Below are 20,133 nucleotides of genomic sequence, written 5' to 3'. Positions count from 1 at the left end.
AATTTAATCAAATTAACATTTATTCAAAGCAATGGAACCCTCAATAGGAGGGTATATGCGTATGTCTGAAAAATACTCAACACCTACCGCCTACCTTTGGGGCATCATGACGACTGTTCTAGGTTTCTTTACCCTTGAGCAGTGGGTGGCAGTAATCGGTATTGTCTGCACGATAGGGACATTTTTAATCAACGTGTACTACCGCAAAAAGGAGTACAAACTTAAGGAGCGTCAATATGAAAATACCGAAAAAAATATTGATGGCAACAGGCGGTAGTGCATTGCTTTTAGCGTCAAGCATGATAACCCATTTCGAAGGGCTGAGACTTAAGCCCTATTTCGATGGTGGCGGTGTGCTTTCTGTTTGTTACGGTCACACAGGTAACGATATTCACCGTAACCGGACTTACACACAAGAAGATTGTGATAAGTGGCTTGATGACGATTTGAAGGTGGTTAAACGGTATGTTGACCCGCTGGTCAAGGTCAATATCAACACACTGACTCAAGCAGCGCTTTATTCATTTGCTTACAACGTGGGTGTGGGAAATTTTGCCAAATCGACATTACTCAAAAAGCTCAACGCTGATGACCGAAAAGGCGCTTGTGAAGAAATGAAACGCTGGGTTTATGTCGATGGCAGAAAGTGGAAAGGATTAATGACCCGTCGGGAAATAGAGAGCGTAATATGTTATGGAGACCTTACGCATTTGGCGTAGCGATTATTGGATTGGTTTTATCACTCATTTTCACCAACAGCCGTTATCAAACCGTCAAGCAAAACTACCACACGCTAAAACAGCAATATCAAGCGCAAATTGAAGCGTTGAAATTGCAGCAGCAGAAGATAGATGCCTTGCACCAACTCGATATTGAACACACCGAGGAACTCAATAATGCAAAAGCTCAAATTACCAAGCTCAATGATGCTGTTCGTGCTGGCACTAAGCGGTTGCGGGTCAACGCCGTGTGTCATACATCCAAAACCACTACCGCCAAGAGCCGATATGATGAAGCCACCCCACAATTTGGCGAAGCAGCTAGACAAGATTATTTCCGTCTCAGAGCGATGATGATTGAGAATGAGAAGCAGACGGAATATCTACAGCAGTACATCAATACACAATGTCAATGAATCGGTCATTGGCAGGTTCAAATCTTAACAATTCTAGCGCAACGAAAGCGCATCTAAATACTCCACCGAACCTGACTTTATAGAAATGAGCCTTTGAGGGTGTCAGCAGAGCTGGCGAGCCTCGGTGGGCTGGCATTCCTATTTCGTCAAAGGTTCATTTTATAAAGAAGGTAATACGTTATGTCTAAAACATTAGTATTTAAAAACATTGAAGTTATGCCATTTGATAATAGGGATGGAAAAATCTGGTTTACTTCTACATCGCTAGCATCCCTACTCGAATATGCAGACGTTAAGTCAGTGAGTAAGATTTATAGCAGAAACAAAGATGAGTTTACTGATGAGATGTCTCGGGTGGTCAAAATGACCACCTGCGATAAATCAAAGGGTTACGATAATTGGGAAACGGAAGTTAGGATATTTTCTTTACGTGGCGCTCATCTAATCGGAATGTTATCTAAAACCAAAGTTGCTAAAGCACTGCGTAAGTGGTTACTGGATTTAGCGGAAAAAGAAAGCCACCCAGCAAATCTTGCTCTGTTAGATATGGAAGGATTGAAATCATTAACGATTGGCGAAATGCAAAACAGGTTGGTTGCTGCAAATAAATGGTCGTTTGACAATTTTGGTAGAAAGGGAAGCGACTTAATGAACCTACGTAAGCGTCATCTGAATAAGATACGTAAAGCAGAAAAAACAATTATGGCACTTTCTCAATTAAGACTACCAGGATTTGATGATACGCCAAATGGAGAAAGTCAAGCATGACTCCTGAACAATTCATTGAGACGAATGTCAAGGCCGAGTTAATGAAGCTTGGTTTTTCTCTATCTGTAGCCAGTTTAGCAACAAATGAAGCTATTAGATACTATCGACAATCTAAATCAACACAACGCGGTAAAATGATGGCCAACTGTCTTGATGTAGCTAAACAGTGGGTGGGAAGAAATTCAGTAAAACAGTGGTAGATTTGTGATGAACCTCTTCAAAGTAAGAATAGTTATGATTGGTTTATTATTGTTTCTGTCTAGATGGGCTAGCGCAATAACCGTGACCTTCAGGACAAAGAAAGCACTTATGTTTCTTATGATATAATTTTAAACATTCAGCGTTATTTGTACCTTCAGTAGGATAATCGATTATTGGCTCTTGGGTTACAGCAAAAAAAAGGACTAATGCTTAAAAAACCAATCGAAATAATCAATGCATTGGATAATGATTTCATGTTTTATCCCCCAGAAGAAAATGAATATTATTACTAATAATATCTCTTTAATTTAACATTTAAATAACTTTTTTGTAAAATAATAAAAATTCTATAAAAGTGAAATTATCAGCATTTTATGTAAGTTTATTCGATGTGCTGTCTCAAATATTCCCGATGTTACACAAATCAAACCAGCATAATATTCTTATTGGCATTCATTAAATACACTGATCATATTGTGAAATTTTTTAAATTAAAACAAACAAGGTAAAGATATGGCACTCACAGACAAGCAGGAAGCATTTTGTCGCGAGTACCTGATTGATTTGAATGCGACTCAGGCAGCAATTAGAGCCGGGTACAGTGAAAAAACAGCAAAAGATATCGCATGCCAAAACTTAGCAAAACTCAACATTCAAAAACGCATACAAACCCTCATGGAAGAACGTAAGAATCGCATTGAGGTTAATGCTGACTACGTGCTTAAGCGGCTGGTTGAGATCGACCAAATGGATGTACTCGATATTCTGACCGATTCTGGCGATTTAAGACCGATCAAAGATTGGCCTAAAGTTTGGCGGACAACATTAAGCGGTTTAGATATTGCAGCCATACGAGTTGATGGTGCAGAAGCATTGCTCAAAAAAGTAAAGTGGCCAGATAAAGTTAAAAACCTTGAGTTACTTGGCAAGCATGTCTCAGTACAGGCTTTTAGAGAACAAGTAAAAAATGAGCATGATGTGGTCGGAACGTTATCTAATCTTATGGACGAACTTTCACAAAAATAACTATGAAGCCACAACATTTAGCTTTATTGCGCGATAAGCTTTGGCGACTAAATCATCTTTATTGGATAACGGATAAAACCGGAAAACCAATTCGATTTGACATGACCCCTGAGCAGTTATTCTATTTTGAAGGAATGCATACCAGAAATATCATTCTAAAGGCGCGTCAGCTAGGGTTTACGACTGAAGTGTGTATTATTCAGCTTGATGCGGCGTTATTTGAATCTGCCAGGTGTGCATTAATTGCGCATACTCTTAATGATGCTAGGCGATTATTCAGAGAAAAAACCAAATACGCTTATGAGCGACTACCGGATGAAATAAAAGCGGCTAACCCAGCCAGTAATGATTCAGCGGGTGAGCTGGTATTCCATAAAGGGGGTTCACTTTACATTAGTACTTCATTTCGCGGTGGTACATTGCGTTATCTGCATGTTTCTGAATTTGGCAAGATTTGTGCAAAATATCCTGATAAGGCACGTGAAATTGTAACTGGTGCTTTTGAAGCGGTATCCAATGATTGCTTTGTCACTATAGAAAGCACGGGCGAGGGAAGATCTGGTTACTTTTATGATTATTGTCAGTCTGCTGAAAAGCACAACTTCAAGTAAAAAAACTTTCACAGCTCGATTGGAAATTCTTTTTCTTCCCATGGTGGGAAAACAATAATTATGCAATTGATCCGGTTGAGCCCATTCCAAAGCGGCTAATTGATTATTTCACTGAGCTGTCCGGCAAACATGGCATTTGGTTAACCGACAAACAGAAAGCCTGGTATTACGCAAAGAGAAAACGCTTGGTGATGATATGAAGCGGGAATATCCCTCACTTCCCGCTGAAGCTTTCCAACAATCAGTAGAAGGCGCCTACTATGCCAGGCAGTTTCGTTATCTTTATCAAAATAAACGCATTGGGACATTGCCTAATAACAGCCATTTGCCAGTACATACATATTGGGATATTGGGGTAGGTGATTCAACGTCAATATGGTTTGTACGTGAAGTGGGAAATGAATTTCATATTATTGATCATTACTCAAATAGTGGTGAAGGGTTGCGGCATTACATGAAGATACTGAAAGATAAAGGCTATACCTACGCCAGTCACAATGCACCTCATGATATTGATAATCGTGAATTTGGTTCTGACGCAAAATCCAGGCGTGAAATTGCCAGAGAAGGCTATGAGATTGATGGGCAGAAATATGCAATACGATTTGATGTAGTGCCAAAACTTTCCATTGATGAAGGGATTGAGGCGGTACGTGAAATATTGCCAAATTGTGTATTTGATGAACATCGATGTGCCGATGGAGTTGCTCATTTAGAAGCTTATCGCAAAGAGTGGGATGACAAGCTGGGTTGCTGGAAAGATAAACCCCTACATGATTTTACGTCACATGATGCTGATGCATTTCGATATTTTGCGATTAGCCGAAAAATAAACAGCGTCCCGCCTTTGAGATTAATTTAGGAACCACATTCTAATGAGTATGTCTAGTGTTGATTTTACCCGTCCTGAATATAAATTGTTTGTGTTGCAATGGGCATTAGTTCGGACAGTTTGTAAAGGGGATGATTCAGTAAAAAACTATCTGCCGATATTAGAAGAATCGAATAAAGAACGCAAAAGGAAACGTAATAGCGATTATCAAGATCGTGCGGTGTTTTATCCGATAACCGGTCATACCCGTAATGGGATGATAGGAATGGCTTTTAAAAAAGATCCGCTGGTTGAGATTGATGAAAGACTGGCTTATCTGAAAGAGGATGCTGATGGAGCGGGTTCAAGTCTTTATCAGTTAGCCCAATCGTCATTGGAATCCGTCTTGGAAGTGGGACGACATGGCTTATATGTCGATTATAATAACGAGTCAAAGCAAGTCTATTTTTTTCAATACAAAGCCGAAGATATTATCAACTGGCGAATGCAACGCATTAATGGTCGTAATCGCTTAACTCTGGTGGTATTACGTGAAACAGTAGAAGAACAAGACGGTTTTGGATTCAAGGATACCATTCAATATCGTGTTCTGGCTATTGAAAAAGGGAAATTTATCTGTCGCGTTTATCGAAAACCTGCAGGAAACAGTGTTTACCAAATAGATGTTGAATATATCCCTGATCGCGGTGGCTCAGGTGCTTGGGAGGAGATCCCGTTTACCTTTATAGGTGCTCAAAATAATGATCACACTATTGATGAAGCGCCGTTACTTGACTCGCCAAAATCAATTTGGGTCATTATCGAAATTCCGCCGATTATGAAGATTCGGTTTTTTTCTGTGGTCAGGTGCAACCCTATATTAGCGGCTTGAAAGATGAATGGCGTGACTGGTTAGAGAAAAGGGTATATTAGTCGGCTCCCGCTCACCCATTTTGTTACCTGAGCAAGGTTCCTGTGGTTACATTCAAGCACAGCCTAACATGCTAGCGAAAGAAGCGATGGACAGTAAGCGTGATTATATGGTGGGGTTGGGCGCTCAATTAGTTTCTGCTGATAATAAAGTGAAAACCGTTATTCAATCAGTGGGTGAATTAAGTGCACAAACATCTGTCCTGAGTATCTGTTGCGCGAATGTCTCAGAAGGTTTAACTAAAGGGTTAAAGTGGTGCGCTGAATATGCGGGTGCTGAACCTGATAAATGCGTATTTGAAATTAATAGGGACTTGGTCAATCACATTGCCGATAGCACGATGATACGTGAGATAGTGTCAGCCTGGCAATCTAGCGCCATTCGTCAATCTGACCTGGTGCGTAACTTGCAAAAATTTGACATTATCAATCCGGCTGATGAGGTTGATGTGGTGGTGGATGAACTCAATAATCAGCAACCCACTATGATAGGTGAGCGATGAGAACGGTGAATGAGCGCCTGATGGATGAATTACTTGCTCACTCGCTGTTTTCTGGTCGTTATGCTAGTGGGGTTGCTAAAAAGATGGTTAACACCCTGAATGCATTTGACGCTCAGCTCAGTGCATCCTTAATTGTGGCACTGGATGATGCCAATATCGATGCTGATAGTTTTACTGTCAGGCGATTAGAATCTTTGCTCGCCAGTGTTAAGGCTATTAATAAAAAATGCGGTAGCCAACGCGTTTTCCTTTTAAAGGGCGAGATGAAGGCGCATGCACAATATGAGGTAGATTATTATCCCGCTTTATTTGATTTTCTAATGCCAGAGGTTGTTCTTCGTCAATATCCATTGATGAGTCTCACCACAGATATGCTTTATGCAGCGGTGATGGCGCGCCCATTGCAGGGAAAACTGTTATCTGAGTGGGCTGAGGGTCTGGAAAAAGACCGCATGACGCGCATTAATAATACCGTTCGCAATGGGTATTTGAATGGCGATAGCGCTGTAGAAATGGGTCGTAAAATACGTGGTAATGTCAAGCAAGGCTATAAAGACGGTGCACTACAAATCAGTCGGGCAAATGCAACCAGTATTGCCAAAACCGCAATTAATCACCTACAAGCCACCGCCCGAAATCAGTTTGCAGAGGCTAATAAAAAACTCCTTGAGGGTAAGCAGTGGTTATCGACGCTGGACAACAAAACCTCTCATGCCTGTATTGTTCGCGATCGATTGAAATATACCCTTGAAAGTAAGCCAATCGGCCATAAAGTGCCCTATTTGCAAGGACCAGGAAAAATTCACTGGAATTGTCGTTCGACTGAAACATTGATCACTAAATCATGGCGTCAATTGGGAATTGATGTTGATGAAATGGACGAAAACACTCGGGCCTCGATGGATGGACAAACACCAGCCGAGACAACCTTTCTTCAATGGATACAACGACAATCCGCTTGGCGACAAAAGCAGGTATTTGGTGAAGTACGCTACCGGCTAATGAAAGAGGGTGGCATGCATCCGGCCCAGTTTTATAGCGATAAAGGTGAGTTTATTACTTTGGCACAATTACGAAAGATAGATGGACAGGCATTTAAAGAAGCTGGGATGGGAATTTAACCAGTATACATAGCAATCAAGGTCACTTCGGTGGCCTTTTTGTTTGCTAAATTCGGCCTAGGGCTGAGGTAATTTAACGCGCAAGGCGCATAGATAAAATCCCAAGGGGACATAATGAGCATTTTAAACATCGGTAGCAACTATCATTCATCAGTAGAAGACCCGAATGGTGGTGGCGGGGCTAGCGGCACAGCAATCACACCGGAAGTTCAGGCTATTATTGATAAGCAGATTAATGAGCAGGTGACAGGACTAAAGGCAAAAAATAGTGAATTACTCGGTTTGCTCAAAAAGCAAACTGATAATTTAAAGCGCTTTGAAGGAATCGATCCTGAACAGGTCAAAGGCATTTTGCAACGTTTTGACAATGATGAAGAAGCGAAGTTGATTGCCGAAGGCAAGATTGACGAGGTTATCAATAAGCGCACGGAACGATTGCGCCATGATGTAGAAAAAAAACTACAATCTGAGAAGCGACGGGCGGAAAAGGCAGAAGAATTTGCCAATAAATTCCGCAGTCGGGTTTTAGGCGATGAAATTCGTGCAGCTGCAAGTCAATCCGGCGCGTTAGCCAGTGCTCAGGAAGATTTAATATTACGTGCCAAGGGCATATTTAAAATCAATGACGAAGGTCAGGCCGTCGCTGTTGATGAGGAAAACAATCCGATTATGGGTAAAGATGGCCGTACACCTTTAACCCCCGCTGAGTGGATTGATTCGCTAAAAGAAAGTGCCCCCCATTTATTTCCTTCTGCATCCGGTACAGGTTCAGGGGATAGTAAGTCAGGGGGCGCACATTTTAAACGTTCTCAGATGTCTTCATCTGATAAGGCCGCATATATCCGGCGATTCGGTCGTGAAGCTTATCTGGGATTACCAAAGTAAGGAATTAATATAATGGCAACGACGGTTAATAGTGATTTAATTATTTATAATGATTTGGCTCAAACCGCATTTTTAGAGCGCAGACAAGATAATCTTGAGGTGTTTAATCAGGCATCAAATGGCGCAATTGTACTGGATAATGTTTTTATTGAAGGCGATTTACGTAAACGGGCATTTTATCAGATAAGCGGTTCGATTGAACATCGTGACGTGAATTCTACGGATAAAGTTACCGGTAAGAAAAATTGGTGCGGGAGAATCCGTTGACGTTAAAGCCCCTTGGAAATATGGCCCTATGAAATCACCGAAGAGTCATTTAAACGACGTGGCAGGGATGTTTCAGAATTTTCTGAGCTTGTGGGTACGGATGCTGCTGATGCTTCGCTTGAGGGCTATATCAAGTATTCCCTAGCAGCATTGGGGGCTGCGATTGGCGCTAATACGGATATGATGGTCACAGCTAATATTGCTACCGATGGCAAGAAGACCCTCACTAAGGGGTTACGCAAATACGGGGATAAATTCAACCGTGTCAATCTGTTTGTCATGCACTCAACAACCTATTTTGACATTGTTGATCAGGCGATTGATAACAAGGTTTATGAAGAAGCAGGCGTGGTAATTTACGGCGGCCAACCTGGAACGCTAGGTAAACCCGTATTAGTCACCGATACTGCGCCTGTTGATGCTATATTTGGGTTAGTCCCAGGGCTATCACTATCACGGAATCACAGGAACCTAATTTTCGCTCTTATGAAATCAACGATCAGGAAAATTTAGGCGTTGGCTATCGGGGTGAAGGCGTGGTAAATGTGGGCGTGCTCGGTTACAGCTGGGATGAATCAAAAGGGACTAATCCTGATCTGACAAAATTGGGCACAGCTGGCAACTGGAAGAAACATTTCACCAGTAACAAATTAACGGCAGGCGTAATGATAAAATTGCAGCATGAAGCGAGTTTAGGGTTATCTGTGGATAAAACCACCGCGACAGCCAATAACAGCGATGCGGTGACCATTTCACTTGATTACTCAAAAGATAATCAACCTGTTCAGGGTGGCAATGTTGAGTGGTCAAGCACAGGTGGAAAATTGAGTAAAGCGGCGACTAAAACCGATGCAAAGGGTAAGTCCAGCGTCAAATTAACCGCCAGTACAGCAGGACAATTTACCGTCACTGCGACAGTAGATGGTGAGATGCGCACCACAGAAAGTATCACTTTTCATAAAGAAAAAATAAAGTTAAGGGGACTTTTGTCCCTTTTTTGAGGTGAATATGATTGATTCGGATAAAAATTCGCCAACATTTAATAGTTATGCCAGCGTTGAGGATCTAAAGCGCTATGCCCGTGAAAGAGGAATTGATATACCCACTGATGGCTCACATATTGAGTCGATGCTGGTGGAGTGCGATGGACTATTTAACGTCACAGCCATGGTTAGGAAAACGAACCCACTTAACCCAACCGCTATCCTTCCCACGCACAGGGTTATTTTATGACGGTGTGCCTATTGAGAATGACGCCATCCCTAAGCAACTCATTATGGCCCAGTGTCGGCTGGCGATTGAGTCAGAGAACGAAGATTTACAGCCAACGTTAGGGGCGAAGTGACCACAGAACGTATTGAGGGGCTATCACGGTCCAATATGCCTCGGGGACAAATTCGGGTTTACCCAAATTTGCCTGGTTAAATGGTTTGCTTAATGGCTTGTTAGATATACGTTCTGGATTTGCCATCAACACCTTTTCGGTGAGGTGATGATGAATCTTTATACTCGAATGGGTAAAACGACTGAGCGCTTGATAAAGCAGTACGGCATGGAGTATGTCTTAAAAAGAAAAGGCAAATTTTATGTTGATAAAAAGGGTCAGGAAATTATCGAACCCGATATGGTATTAAAGGCGGTCGGAGTAAAGACACAGTTTGCTATCAATGAAGTGGACAATTCCCTCGTTTTAACCAGTGATATTAAATTCATTGCGCATGCAAAGAGTAATATTCAACAGGGGGATATCATTATCATCGATAACAGAAATCATCGAGTGATTGCTGTAAAAGAGATAAAGCCCCAACGCCAAACTATTTGTTTCATTGCACAATTGAGGAGCTTGATATGACAAACAATTTTACAGCCGCCATTAATGCGTTTGTCAGTAAAGCAGAAGAAAAAATGGAAGTGGTTACAAAGGTGACATTCATTAAGATACTTGCAAGGTTAGTCATGATGTCGCCTGTCGGTAATCCTTCTATCTGGCAAGTGAATGCTAAAATAGCCGGAAAGGGAAAAGGAAAAGAAAGGAAGCCTGCAGGGTATACGGGGGGAAGGTTTCGTGGCAACTGGCAAGTGACGTTTGATGAAGTACCAATGAAAGAAACGGGACGAATAGATAAAAGTGGCGAGGTAACACAAGCTGAGGGCAATCATGTTATTGGTCAGTTTAAAGTGGGCATGAAGTCAGTCTATTTTTCCAATGTGGTTCCTTATGCTTATCGACTTGAGATGGGGCATTCAAAACAGGCACCGAAAGGTATGGTACGGCTCACGGCACAAGAATTTCAGCAGTTTTTTCATCAGGCCATCGCAGAGCGTAAAGGATGAACCCATTAACCATTAATACCGCGATACGGGCACATATTGCTCAATTTGCTGAGTCTGAAAATATCAAGGTTGCCTGGCCAAATTGTGAATTCGATGATATCAATGAACCCTATTTACAACTACACACCATGCCAGCGACAACGAATAATTTGAGTTTATCGCTCGATATGCCTGTATTTAGCGGTGTCATACAGATAAATGTAGTTGGCAAAGCAGGAACGGGCGACGCATTGGTCATGAATGTCGCTAATCGTTTAATAAATTTTCTAACAAACGGTTTTTCGTTGACCGATAATCTTTTTTTAAACGGCGAGCCATGTTTATTTCCAGCAATCTGTGATCAGGTAAATTATATCCTTCCTGTCAGCGTTCCTTATCGTTGTCACTCTACAATATAACATTGCCGCCATATGGTGGTTTTTCAACAGCCAATAATGAGGTTTTATCATGGCATATAATATTCCTAATGGTTCGCGTGTTTATGTAGCTAGTAAATATGCGGATGAGATAACAATTACGGCGGCTACCAATGCGACAGAGGCGGTATTAACTGTCAATTCGATTGGCAGTATTAAAACGGGCGATATTGTCCAGATTGATTGTGGCTGGAAAAAAATGTCAGGCGCTTTCAAAGTGAAAAAAGCAGCTGATACCAGTATTACACTGGAATCAATCGATACCACCGATAAAGCCGTTTTTCCCGTTGGTGGGGCTAAAGGAAGCTTGAAGAAAGTGGAAGAATGGGAGGCGATGCCGCAAGTCATGACATTATCGACGGAGGGCGGTGAGCAGCAAACGCAGGAAATTCAGTTTTTGGAAGATGAACAGGCAGAAACCGTTGATACCTTTAAAAACGGTATCACGCAGGTTTATACCTTTGCACATGATGCAAAATTACCTATTCGTAAGTTATTGATGAAACTGGATGACAGCAAGCAAATTACGGCAATGCGTTTTTTCAATAAACGTGCCAGTGAGGATCGTTATTTTACTGCTTCGGTCTCTTTCCAGCGCGTGCCCAATACGGCCATCAACGAGGTTGAAAACGTGGTAGCCCGTTTCTCACTTAAATCTGATTTGCAAATCTATGCAGTATAATTAAGGATGCAGCATGGCGAAATTTACATTGATACCCAAGCCAACGTTTAAAGCCAATGTCCTCATTCCGGTGGCAGGCAAAAAAGAGCCAGAGGTGGTGACCTTCACCTTTAATCACAAAGCCATGAGTGAACTGGAAACCATGCGTGAAATGCCGATTGATGAGTTTTACCAGCAGATTATTGCTGACTGGGCGATTGAAGAGCCTTATCACGCTGATAATTTAAAGCTGCTATTTGACAACTATCCCTCAGCTGCCAGCGCCATTAGTACAACGTATTATAGCGAACTATTAGGCCAACGCGAAAAAAACTTCTAGCGGTCGTTGAGGCCATGTATGGCGGCATGACCGAGACCGATATCCGCAACTTTGAAGCTGCCTTTGGTTTTACGCCGGAAGACAGCGAGGTCGAAGTTTGGCCAGATGTCTGGGAGGCTTATCTTACTTTTAATGCGCTTCGTACTCAGTGGCGAATGGGGGCGAATGGCCCCACAGGGCTGGATTACAGCGTGTTATCCGACGTCATCGATTATTTGGGTATTAATCAGGATAAAGGCGCTTTATTTAATGATATACGGGTGATGGAAGCGAAAGCCTTAGCGATAATGCACCAATAAACCTGATTACTAATACCCATAAGTTATTAATCGTTATGCTAGTTATTTTTTATCATTATATAATTTAGTTAAAGTTTCTTCTAAAGCTTCTTTTATTTTATCTGCTTCTGTTTTGCTATAGATTCAATCGTTTTACTTGTAGAGGTTTCATTTACCGCTGACTGTAATATCATAACTATTTCAGAGTTTAAGGAACGGCCATTTTGGGCAGCTCTTACTGTTAGCTTTTCTTTAAGATCGTCTGGCATTCTTACACCAAATGGAGTAATGCTTCTCATTCCTTTCATAGTTCCACCTATATTGTGAATTGAATGCACAGTGTAGCCAATAAAAAATTGACTTCATATTATCACCGTGTTACTATAATGATATCTTTGTGTATGGATTAATGGTTATGAAAACAAGAGATATTGCGCCGATAGGCGTGAGGATGCAGTCAGAAGTAAAAGAGGCATTAAAGAAAGTAGCAAAAGAGCAAGGAAGATCGCTAAACTCAGAAATAGTCCAAAGACTGAAAGAGAGTTTGAAGAAAGAAGGGTTGTAATTGCTTAAATGGTCGAAGCCCCAACTATTAGTGGTAGTCAGGGCTTCAGTTTTAGTCCGAAACTTTAGAGAAACGAACTATGAATACTATATCAACAATTAACGTACCTTTCCACGGTAACAATTTATATGTAGTAAATTATAATGGCGAACCGTACGTGCCAATGAAACCTATTGTTGATGGCATGGGAATGGATTGGGCATCCCAATTTACTAAGTTAAAACAAAAGTTTAATTCAACTATTGCGGAAATCACAATGGTTGCTGAGGATGGCAAGGAGCGCAATATGACTTGCCTAGCTCTGCGTAAACTTGCTGGATGGTTGGCAACCATTAGTCCAAACAAAGTTAAGTCAGAAATCCGTGACAAAGTTATTCAGTATCAAGAAGAGTGTGATGATGTGCTCTATGAGTATTGGACTACGGGTGAGGTTAAAGCTAAACCACGTAAAAAGTTAAGCAAATTGCTGGATGTATTACAGTAGAACAGCAAGAGACCATCAAACAACTGGTGCTTACGCGTGGTAAAAGCGTGCCACATGAACATCAGGGCAAGGCAACCATCACACTCTGGTCAGCATTGAAAAGCCATTTTGGTTGCAGCTACAAAGAAATCGCCGAAGAAAAATTTACTGAGGCACTGTCTCTTGCTGCTCGTGTACCGATTGAGGGTGAGTTCATCGGCAAAGCTCCTTTGCAAAATAATTTACCCGCTATTTGTGGAAGAATTATTCTTGACTATGAAAACGGTAGTGTAACTCGGACAGAAGTCGTCCCTTCTAATTATTTTATCGGGGATATTGAGACATTAATGGAATATTTAGAAAGACGCGGGGTTGTCGTGCTTGCTGATGAAACGGAACGCCGAAACTTTGTCAAAGAGAATCTCTTGCGATTAATCAACTGAGAAAACGATACATCAATCAATTGAGCACCTTAAGGTATAAATCAATTACTACGCCAGCCCTGTGCTGGCTTTTTGTTGCAAGGAATCCGGTATGACCGATATCGCCACGATTTCATTAAAAGTAAACACGGCGGATTTGGAAAGAGGTGAACAGAAGTTAAAGTCCTTTCAGGGAACAGCGGAAAAGGTTGAAAAGGCTTCCTCAAATCTGGAAGGCGGATTAAAAAAAGTCAGCCTGGCCTCACTGAGAAATACTGAAACCATTAAGACGCAAAAAAGTGAACTTAATGACCTGTTAAATCGAATTAATCCCACCAATAAAGCGTTTGATGAACTGGATAAAATTAGCCGTAAACTCGCCGCTTCACATCAAAAAGGTTTACTCCCCCTTGACCAGTTTATTGATTACAACACGATACTAGAAGAGTCGAGAGATAAGCTAAGCCGGATGAATCTGGCGCTGACCGCAGAAGGGAGGGCGCTACTTGCACAGGAAGAAGCTTCAAAACGAGCGAAGTTAGCCGCTGATAATTTTCTAAACACATTAAAACAGCAATCAGACACGATAGGCAAGACGCGAACTGAAGTTCTTGAACTAAAAGCGGCGCAGATGGGCATTTCTCAACAGGCAGCGCCGATGATTGCCAAATTAAAAGAACAAGAAAAAGCGTTTATGAATGGCGCGGTAACGATGGGGCAATATCGTCATGCAATGCGTATGTTACCTATGCAGATGACCGATGTGGTGACCTCATTGGCTTCCGGTATACCGGCCTGGATGGTATTGGTGCAGCAAGGTGGACAGATTAAAGACTCGTTTGGTGGTGTTGGTAATGCCTTTAAAGCAATAGGCTCAATATTAACCCCTACCCGATTGTTGATGGGAGGATTGGCAGGTGTTACGGCAGCTGTTGCCATCGCCGCTTATAAAGGCTCACAAGAGTTTAGTGAATTTAACAATAAACTCATTTTAACGGGTGGGTATGCAGGGAAAACGGCAGGGCAACTTGCTATGTTGGCCAAACAGTTGTCAGCAGATGGCATAACACAAGGTGGAATGGCGGATGTAATAACTAAAGTTGTGGGGTCAGGTTCATTTTCTGGCAATGAAATTGATAATATTGCCAATGTCGCTGCCAGAATGGAAAAATTGGTGGGTCAATCTGTTGATGAAACAATAAAACAGTTCCAGCGCATTAAAGATAACCCAGTTAAAGCGATTAACGAACTTGACAAAAGCCTACATTTTCTGACTACAACGCAACTAGCGCAAATATCGACATTACAGGAACAGGGAAGAAAGCATGAAGCCGCTAAAGTTGCCATGGAAGCCTATGCGACTGCAACGAAAAATAGAACTCAGCAGATAAAAGCGAATTTAGGTTATCTTGAGTCAGCCTGGGCAGTGGTTAAAGATAAAGCAAGACTCGCTTGGGATAGCATGTTAGATATTGGTCGTGAACACACATTAGACCAGAAGATACGTGATTACGAGGAAAAATTAGTTGCATTCCAGGTAAATCCGGTTGCAAGATTAAATTATTATAATGCCTCAGGGAAAACAGCGACAGATTTAAGGCGTGAACTTGATTTACTGAAAGAGAAAAAATATCAACAGGATATTGAAAATCAGAGAAAACAAGCGGCGGTAAGGGCTCAAGAGGCAGAGAAAGCACGTTTTAGGGTTGACCAGGAGCTCAAACACAAATTTGAAAATGCGGAAGAAAAGCATCAAAGTGAGCTTGAAAGAATAAGAAATTCGGGTGGTTCAAAATCCGTTATCGATGAAGCGATAAGGCGTGAAAATGCCCGTTATGCGAAAGAAAAATCAAGTTCAGACTCAAAAGCTGATGCATACCGCCCATCTTTAGGCAACACGTTGGGAAGAAGAAGCGCAAGCCAGAAACAGAGCACTGCAGGCAGAATTACGAACATTACAGGATGAAAGTCAATATGTTGGGATTATCAGCCAGCAACGCAGGGAACTTTTCAAAACAGAAAACCAGCTAGTCATTCTTGAAGAGGCCAAAAGTGGCACAAACAAACGCCGTCTGAGTGAAGATGAGCGGTCATTATTATTAAAAAGAAGCCATTCTCTCTGAGAAGCGTGAAGCTGCACAGATAGGCGATAAAATTGAGAAACAAAACAACTCAATGCCTTGCGGTTATCGAATGATGGATTGCAAGAAGAAATAAGACTCAGGCTGGAGAGCATTGGCAAAACCGAGATTCAAATAGCGAAGGAGCAAGAACTAAAGAAATATCGTGAAGAAATGGCCCGTAAAGGGATTGAGCAAGAAAATCCTGAGTATGGTCGAGGACTTTCACTGATTGATGAGAAATACAAAAATGAGGAGTCATTGCGGAAAAACTGGGAAGCAGGGATTAAGCAAGGATTTTCAAATTTTGAACAACAAGCGAGGGATGCTTATGGCAATGTTGCGAATGTTACCAAATTTGCCTTTGAAGGAATGAGTCAATCACTGACGGATTTTTTAGTGACGGGGAAGTCTAATTTTGCTGACTTCACTAAATCATTACTTGAGATGATTGTGAAGTTAATGACGCAAATGGCGATGCTTCAGGCGATGAAAGCGGCTTTGGTGGACAAACAGGCGGAGTTGGAGGAGCGATTGCTAATATTTTGGTTTTTCATCAGGCGGATATGTGGGCGGTGGGGGTAAATATGACCCGAAAGGTATCGTTCACGGTGGGGAATTTGTATTTACCAAAGAAGCGACTCAGCGGTTAGGTATCGCTAACCTGTATCGCCTGATGGATGGAAGTAAGCGAGGTTATGCGTCTGGCGGATATGTGAGCACATCTTCAACGCCCATGTACGGCATGCAACCCGTAACAAACGGTGTTAATGTCAATTTAGGCGGTATTCATGTTGACGGTCAACCGCAGCAGTCCAGCCCTTCCAATGTCGATATGCGCGCAGCGGAGCAATCCTTAACCCAGAAAATCAAATCGGTCTTAGTGGCAGAGAGTCGAGATGGAGGTGATTTGCATAAAATTATCAAGGCAGTCAATGGGCGGGGTATTAATCGATGAGCGCATTTTGATAGGAAAAAATTTCACTTTTGTTATGCTTGGCATCAATTTAGACTAAGTCAGTATTGGCCAAACGTAAAATCAAAGGAAAAACAATGAAAAAACGTTACTGTTTTTAATCCCAACCCTATTTTCTGGCGCTGTAATCGCAAAGGGTGGTGAGAGTACGCTTTCGATGGGATACATACAGATTAAATCAGATGGACTTAAAAAGGATGTTAATTTATTAAATCAGTCAAACAAACTTGCTGGTGATGCTATTTCTAACAGTTTAGGGGTTTCAGCTAGAGTTGATTCTGATGATTATTCTAATCCAGGCGGTGCCTTTATACGCTACACGTATGAGTTAAATGATGGGTTCGGTGTTATTGGTTCAGCATCTTACTCTGAGAGTGATTTCGGTACTTCAGCGTTTGGAACCACAAATAAAGGGAAAGACAATTCTAGAGTTGATGGGCGCGTGAAGGGAAAATATATCTCATTGATGGTTGGTCCTACTTATCGATTTAATGAATATATTAACGTTTATGCGCTAGTCGGATTGGCAAACAAAAAAATGTCTTATGAATTTGGTGGGAATGCTTTTAAAAACGGTAAGTTAATTAAAGACGAAAAACGCTCAAATAGTGACAGTAGAAATGACCTGGCCTACGGCGTTGGTATGCAAGTGAATGTTTACGAGGGAGTTACCGTTGATGTAGGCTATGAACGTTCAGGCAGTGGCGAGTGGAAGACGGATGCATTCACGGTTGGTTTAGGATATAAGTTTTAAGCTGTAGCTCACCTGACAGTTACTCGCTATTAATGTGATAACTGTCAGGTTAACTTAAGGCAACAAAGTTACCTACATTATAAGTTTTACCCGCTAAGTTGTTTATTTTTTTAGCAACAATATAATGAAAATTCTAAGAAGACTATAAATTGAAAAATGAACATGAACATATAATAGAGGAATGATGAAAAAGTTAATTATTGGATTTATCTCTATCGTAGCCTTGAATGGATGTATGTCAACACCAAATGAAGTGAGGCTAGATAAGCCTTTGTTTGAAGTTTATAGCAATAAATCTCCTCAAGAATTAGCAAAATGTATTTATGATGGTTGGACAAATACAAGGACGCTAATGGAAAGGGACAATACGACTCATACTGAAAATTTTGGAGATATTATAACAGTCTTTAGTTGGCACGATATAATTTTTGTTGATATAACAAAGTTAAAAGAAGGATCATTAGCAAAAATGTATAAAACAACTGGCGGGGCATACGCTTTAGAAATTAATAGAAAAGAAGTCATTAAACTTTGTAAGTAGGTTTTTGAAGTGGATATTTATAGAAAAGTTTTATTGTTAATAAATTGTATTATTAACCTGATTTCAGGATGAGTGAAAGTTTTGAGAAAATAAAAATAACTCACTTATTGATTAAAAAACTTCAATCCAATCTGTAAGTTTCATTTACAGAATATCTGGAGCACATGTGCGTTTATTTTTTTATAAACTTTTTTATTTTATCCAAATCAATAGTTAACAAATGCTCGCCTTTATTTCCTATATTAATGGCAACGAATTTTACCGTATCTTCAGAAAAATTAATTTGATTTTTATTATCTAATGTATTTTGCAAGATTTTGATTATTTCTGAATTCATTGAACGTCCGTTAGCTTCAGCTCTTTTAGCTATAGCATCTCGCATTCCATCAGGAAATCTGACTGTAAACTTATCTTGAGTTTGACTTGGGAATTTTTTCATTTTTTAGACCAATAGCATTTTTAATAAAAATAGTATGGTGGCTACTTGACTTTATTGTCAATCGTGTTAAATTGACTCTAATGGCAAATAGCCATTATAAAGGAGAAAAGAAATGAATGATTCACTATATACTCAAAGAGCAACAGAAAAGTTAACATTACGGTTACCAAAGGGAGTAAAAGCTCAAGTTGAAAGAAAAGCAAAAGAAGAAGGTTTGTCTTTAAATTCAGCAATTATTCAAAGACTTGTTTGGAGCATTAATTATGATAAAAAAATGTTTGGGAAATAAAGCAAAAACCCCAACGGCGGCAACCATTGGGGTTTATAAAATGTTAACCACGAATGAAGAGATCAACACTATGACTATAGCAAATAAAAATCTTCCTGTCATTTCTGGAGTTGAAATTAGTACTGATATCGAAGGTCGTTTTAATTTGAATGCATTACACAAAGCGAGTGGTTTAGGAGAAGAGAAAGCTCCTGCTAAATTTCTGCGTAATAAAACGGCCAAAGCATTGATTTTAGAATTAGAAAAACAAACTGGACAAATTTGTCTAGTTAGCTTTGAGGGAAAAAATGGTGGTACGTTTGCCCATGAAATTATTGCTATTGAATATGCTGGATGGATACGTCCTGATTTTCGTATCAAAGTTAATCAAACTTTTTTAGATTTTAAAGCGGGAAAATTAGCGCCTGTTGTGATAGACCCTATGGTTGCATTAAATGATCCGGCCGTAATGAGAGGCTTATTGCTAAATTATAGTGAAAAAATCCTTGAGCGTGATCATCAAATAGCAGTAATGAAGCCCGATGTAGAAGCATTAGAACGTATAGCAAAATCCGATGGTGCTATGTGTGTGACTGATACAGCCAAGCAACTACAAATACGTCCCAAAGCCCTGTTTGATTTCTTAAGTGAAAATAAATGGATTTACAGACGATTAGGCAGCCCGTGGATTGGTTATCAGGAAAAGATTCAACAGGGGTTGATTGAGCATAAAGTGACAATGATTACCCGAAATGATGGGATTGATGAAACTAAAACACAGGTTCGTATCACACCAAAAGGAATTGCTAAATTGGCAAAACTGTTAAGCGTGGAGGTGGCAGCATGAATAACGCTCTCTCTACAATTAATGTCTCATTTTACGGTGATGATTTGTATGTGGTGAATTACAATAACGAGCCATATGTACCCATGAAGCCCATTGTTGAAGGTATGGGATTAGACTGGAAAAGTCAGTTTGTTAAGATTAAACAGCGTTTCAAATCAACTATGGTGGAAATCACCATGGTTGCTGGAGATGGCAAAGAACGGAGTATGATTTGTCTTGCTCTTCGTAAACTTGCGGGCTGGCTATCGACTATTAGCCCGAATAAAGTAAAAGCAGAAATCAGGGATAAAGTTGTCCGTTATCAGGATGAGTGTGATGATGTTCTCTATGAGTATTGGATGACCGGAGAAGTCAGGAAAAAAGAAGATAAATTATTGGTGCTTAATCGCTTTTCAGGAGAAAGTGGTAGAATTTTGATTACGATAAAAAATAATCAAATTTATCGCACGGA

27 protein-coding genes and 5 pseudogenes are annotated in these 20,133 nt (G+C 40.6%); 30 read left to right on the top strand and 2 right to left on the bottom strand.

Annotated elements, in window-relative coordinates:
- The first annotated feature begins 55 nt into the window (after window positions 1-55).
- The 19 genes and pseudogenes from LDL57_RS08505 to LDL57_RS08415 all read left to right on the top strand — a co-directional run bounded on the left by LDL57_RS08505 (window position 56) and on the right by LDL57_RS08415 (window position 12,308).
- Entirely contained in the window at window positions 56-277 is a 222-nt protein-coding gene (locus tag LDL57_RS08505) for a phage holin family protein (RefSeq protein WP_180560102.1), read from the top strand.
- Complete coding sequence (locus LDL57_RS08500; protein WP_225505422.1) at window positions 237-719, top strand: lysozyme; 483 nt, start codon at window positions 237-239, stop codon at window positions 717-719. Before LDL57_RS08505 ends, LDL57_RS08500 begins: the two co-directional genes overlap by 41 nt.
- Window positions 689-1,135: a lysis protein gene (locus tag LDL57_RS08495; RefSeq protein WP_225505420.1), complete on the top strand. Its 447-nt coding sequence runs from the start codon at window positions 689-691 to the stop codon at window positions 1,133-1,135. The genes LDL57_RS08500 and LDL57_RS08495 overlap by 31 nt, the downstream gene beginning before the upstream one ends.
- 180 nt (window positions 1,136-1,315) lie before the next feature.
- Window positions 1,316-1,903, top strand: a complete 588-nt coding sequence (locus LDL57_RS08490) for a BRO-N domain-containing protein (protein ID WP_225505419.1) — start codon at window positions 1,316-1,318, stop codon at window positions 1,901-1,903.
- Window positions 1,900-2,103: an NUDIX hydrolase gene (locus tag LDL57_RS08485; RefSeq protein WP_180560412.1), complete on the top strand. Its 204-nt coding sequence runs from the start codon at window positions 1,900-1,902 to the stop codon at window positions 2,101-2,103. The genes LDL57_RS08490 and LDL57_RS08485 overlap by 4 nt, the downstream gene beginning before the upstream one ends.
- Window positions 2,104-2,617: 514 nt before the next feature.
- Window positions 2,618-3,130, top strand: coding sequence for a terminase small subunit (locus LDL57_RS08480; protein ID WP_180560413.1), 513 nt, complete (start codon window positions 2,618-2,620; stop codon window positions 3,128-3,130).
- A gap of 2 nt (window positions 3,131-3,132) precedes the next feature.
- Window positions 3,133-4,617 (top strand): annotated as a pseudogene (locus LDL57_RS08475) (terminase).
- Window positions 4,617-5,985 (top strand): annotated as a pseudogene (locus LDL57_RS08470) (DUF4055 domain-containing protein). Before LDL57_RS08475 ends, LDL57_RS08470 begins: the two co-directional pseudogenes overlap by 1 nt.
- The gene (locus tag LDL57_RS08465) at window positions 5,982-7,106 is read left to right on the top strand and encodes a putative phage head morphogenesis protein (protein ID WP_225505418.1); all 1,125 of its coding nucleotides are present in this window, start codon (window positions 5,982-5,984) and stop codon (window positions 7,104-7,106) included. Before LDL57_RS08470 ends, LDL57_RS08465 begins: the two are co-directional and overlap by 4 nt.
- A 114-nt stretch (window positions 7,107-7,220) precedes the next feature.
- Window positions 7,221-7,991, top strand: a complete 771-nt coding sequence (locus LDL57_RS08460; RefSeq protein WP_225505417.1) for a hypothetical protein — start codon at window positions 7,221-7,223, stop codon at window positions 7,989-7,991.
- A 12-nt stretch (window positions 7,992-8,003) separates the two neighbouring features.
- A pseudogene (locus tag LDL57_RS08455) lies at window positions 8,004-8,866 on the top strand (major capsid protein); the annotation flags it as partial.
- Between the two features lie 57 nt (window positions 8,867-8,923).
- Window positions 8,924-9,259 carry an Ig-like domain-containing protein gene (locus LDL57_RS18165; RefSeq protein ID WP_225507504.1) on the top strand — a complete coding sequence of 112 codons (336 nt, stop codon included), beginning with the start codon at window positions 8,924-8,926 and terminating at the stop codon, window positions 9,257-9,259.
- A gap of 74 nt (window positions 9,260-9,333) precedes the next feature.
- Window positions 9,334-9,603, top strand: coding sequence for a DnaT-like ssDNA-binding protein (locus tag LDL57_RS08445; protein ID WP_225505415.1), 270 nt, complete (start codon window positions 9,334-9,336; stop codon window positions 9,601-9,603).
- Window positions 9,604-9,750: 147 nt separating this feature from the next.
- Window positions 9,751-10,110 carry a hypothetical protein gene (locus tag LDL57_RS08440; RefSeq protein ID WP_225505413.1) on the top strand — a complete coding sequence of 120 codons (360 nt, stop codon included), beginning with the start codon at window positions 9,751-9,753 and terminating at the stop codon, window positions 10,108-10,110.
- Window positions 10,107-10,592: a hypothetical protein gene (locus LDL57_RS08435; RefSeq protein ID WP_180560421.1), complete on the top strand. Its 486-nt coding sequence runs from the start codon at window positions 10,107-10,109 to the stop codon at window positions 10,590-10,592. The genes LDL57_RS08440 and LDL57_RS08435 overlap by 4 nt, the downstream gene beginning before the upstream one ends.
- A complete protein-coding gene (locus tag LDL57_RS08430) occupies window positions 10,589-10,990 on the top strand; it encodes a phage tail terminator-like protein (RefSeq protein ID WP_225505411.1) in 402 nt (133 codons plus the stop codon). The genes LDL57_RS08435 and LDL57_RS08430 overlap by 4 nt, the downstream gene beginning before the upstream one ends.
- 49 nt (window positions 10,991-11,039) lie before the next feature.
- On the top strand, window positions 11,040-11,690 hold the full coding sequence (locus LDL57_RS08425) for a phage tail tube protein (RefSeq protein WP_180560423.1): 651 nt from the start codon (window positions 11,040-11,042) through the stop codon (window positions 11,688-11,690).
- A 13-nt stretch (window positions 11,691-11,703) separates the two neighbouring features.
- The gene (locus tag LDL57_RS08420) at window positions 11,704-12,009 is read left to right on the top strand and encodes a phage tail assembly chaperone (RefSeq protein ID WP_180560424.1); all 306 of its coding nucleotides are present in this window, start codon (window positions 11,704-11,706) and stop codon (window positions 12,007-12,009) included.
- Window positions 12,010-12,035: 26 nt separating this feature from the next.
- Complete coding sequence (locus LDL57_RS08415; RefSeq protein ID WP_225505409.1) at window positions 12,036-12,308, top strand: DUF1799 domain-containing protein; 273 nt, start codon at window positions 12,036-12,038, stop codon at window positions 12,306-12,308.
- A 92-nt stretch (window positions 12,309-12,400) separates the two neighbouring features.
- Here LDL57_RS08415 and LDL57_RS08410 read toward each other — a convergent pair whose 3' ends face one another.
- Window positions 12,401-12,595: an Arc family DNA-binding protein gene (locus LDL57_RS08410; protein WP_310740096.1), complete on the bottom strand. Its 195-nt coding sequence runs from the start codon at window positions 12,593-12,595 to the stop codon at window positions 12,401-12,403.
- Between the two features lie 107 nt (window positions 12,596-12,702).
- On the opposite strand from LDL57_RS08410, the gene LDL57_RS08405 reads away from it, so the two are divergent.
- From LDL57_RS08405 to LDL57_RS08370, 8 genes and pseudogenes are all read left to right on the top strand, one after another.
- Entirely contained in the window at window positions 12,703-12,852 is a 150-nt protein-coding gene (locus LDL57_RS08405; RefSeq protein WP_225505408.1) for an Arc family DNA-binding protein, read from the top strand.
- A gap of 88 nt (window positions 12,853-12,940) precedes the next feature.
- Window positions 12,941-13,303, top strand: a pseudogene (locus tag LDL57_RS08400) (phage antirepressor N-terminal domain-containing protein); the annotation flags it as partial.
- 80 nt (window positions 13,304-13,383) lie between these two features.
- Window positions 13,384-13,758 (top strand): hypothetical protein, encoded by a 375-nt coding sequence (locus tag LDL57_RS08395; protein WP_225505406.1) that lies wholly within the window; start codon window positions 13,384-13,386, stop codon window positions 13,756-13,758.
- Between the two features lie 91 nt (window positions 13,759-13,849).
- Window positions 13,850-15,703: a phage tail length tape measure family protein gene (locus LDL57_RS08390; protein ID WP_225505404.1), complete on the top strand. Its 1,854-nt coding sequence runs from the start codon at window positions 13,850-13,852 to the stop codon at window positions 15,701-15,703.
- A gap of 214 nt (window positions 15,704-15,917) precedes the next feature.
- Complete coding sequence (locus LDL57_RS08385) at window positions 15,918-16,442, top strand: phage tail tape measure C-terminal domain-containing protein (protein WP_225505402.1); 525 nt, start codon at window positions 15,918-15,920, stop codon at window positions 16,440-16,442.
- The gene (locus LDL57_RS08380) at window positions 16,426-16,815 is read left to right on the top strand and encodes a phage tail tape measure protein (protein ID WP_225505400.1); all 390 of its coding nucleotides are present in this window, start codon (window positions 16,426-16,428) and stop codon (window positions 16,813-16,815) included. The genes LDL57_RS08385 and LDL57_RS08380 overlap by 17 nt, the downstream gene beginning before the upstream one ends.
- Window positions 16,816-16,990: 175 nt before the next feature.
- The gene (locus LDL57_RS08375) at window positions 16,991-17,587 is read left to right on the top strand and encodes an Ail/Lom family outer membrane beta-barrel protein (protein WP_225505398.1); all 597 of its coding nucleotides are present in this window, start codon (window positions 16,991-16,993) and stop codon (window positions 17,585-17,587) included.
- Window positions 17,588-17,768: 181 nt separating this feature from the next.
- Complete coding sequence (locus LDL57_RS08370) at window positions 17,769-18,128, top strand: hypothetical protein (RefSeq protein ID WP_225505396.1); 360 nt, start codon at window positions 17,769-17,771, stop codon at window positions 18,126-18,128.
- A gap of 172 nt (window positions 18,129-18,300) precedes the next feature.
- Here LDL57_RS08370 and LDL57_RS18160 read toward each other — a convergent pair whose 3' ends face one another.
- Entirely contained in the window at window positions 18,301-18,567 is a 267-nt protein-coding gene (locus LDL57_RS18160) for an Arc family DNA-binding protein (RefSeq protein WP_375141944.1), read from the bottom strand.
- Window positions 18,568-18,679: 112 nt separating this feature from the next.
- On the opposite strand from LDL57_RS18160, the gene LDL57_RS08360 reads away from it, so the two are divergent.
- The 3 genes and pseudogenes from LDL57_RS08360 to LDL57_RS08350 all read left to right on the top strand — a co-directional run.
- The gene (locus tag LDL57_RS08360) at window positions 18,680-18,856 is read left to right on the top strand and encodes an Arc family DNA-binding protein (protein WP_225505395.1); all 177 of its coding nucleotides are present in this window, start codon (window positions 18,680-18,682) and stop codon (window positions 18,854-18,856) included.
- Window positions 18,831-19,682, top strand: coding sequence for a phage antirepressor KilAC domain-containing protein (locus LDL57_RS08355; protein WP_225505394.1), 852 nt, complete (start codon window positions 18,831-18,833; stop codon window positions 19,680-19,682). Before LDL57_RS08360 ends, LDL57_RS08355 begins: the two co-directional genes overlap by 26 nt.
- Window positions 19,679-20,044, top strand: a pseudogene (locus LDL57_RS08350) (phage antirepressor N-terminal domain-containing protein); the annotation flags it as partial. The gene LDL57_RS08355 and the pseudogene LDL57_RS08350, both read left to right, overlap by 4 nt.
- Window positions 20,045-20,133 lie beyond the last annotated feature (89 nt).

This window comes from Arsenophonus apicola (assembly GCF_020268605.1).
Classification (GTDB): Bacteria; Pseudomonadota; Gammaproteobacteria; order Enterobacterales; family Enterobacteriaceae; genus Arsenophonus; species Arsenophonus apicola.
Note: the sequence above shows the minus strand (reverse complement) of the source record. Positions and strands in the feature narration are given on the sequence as shown.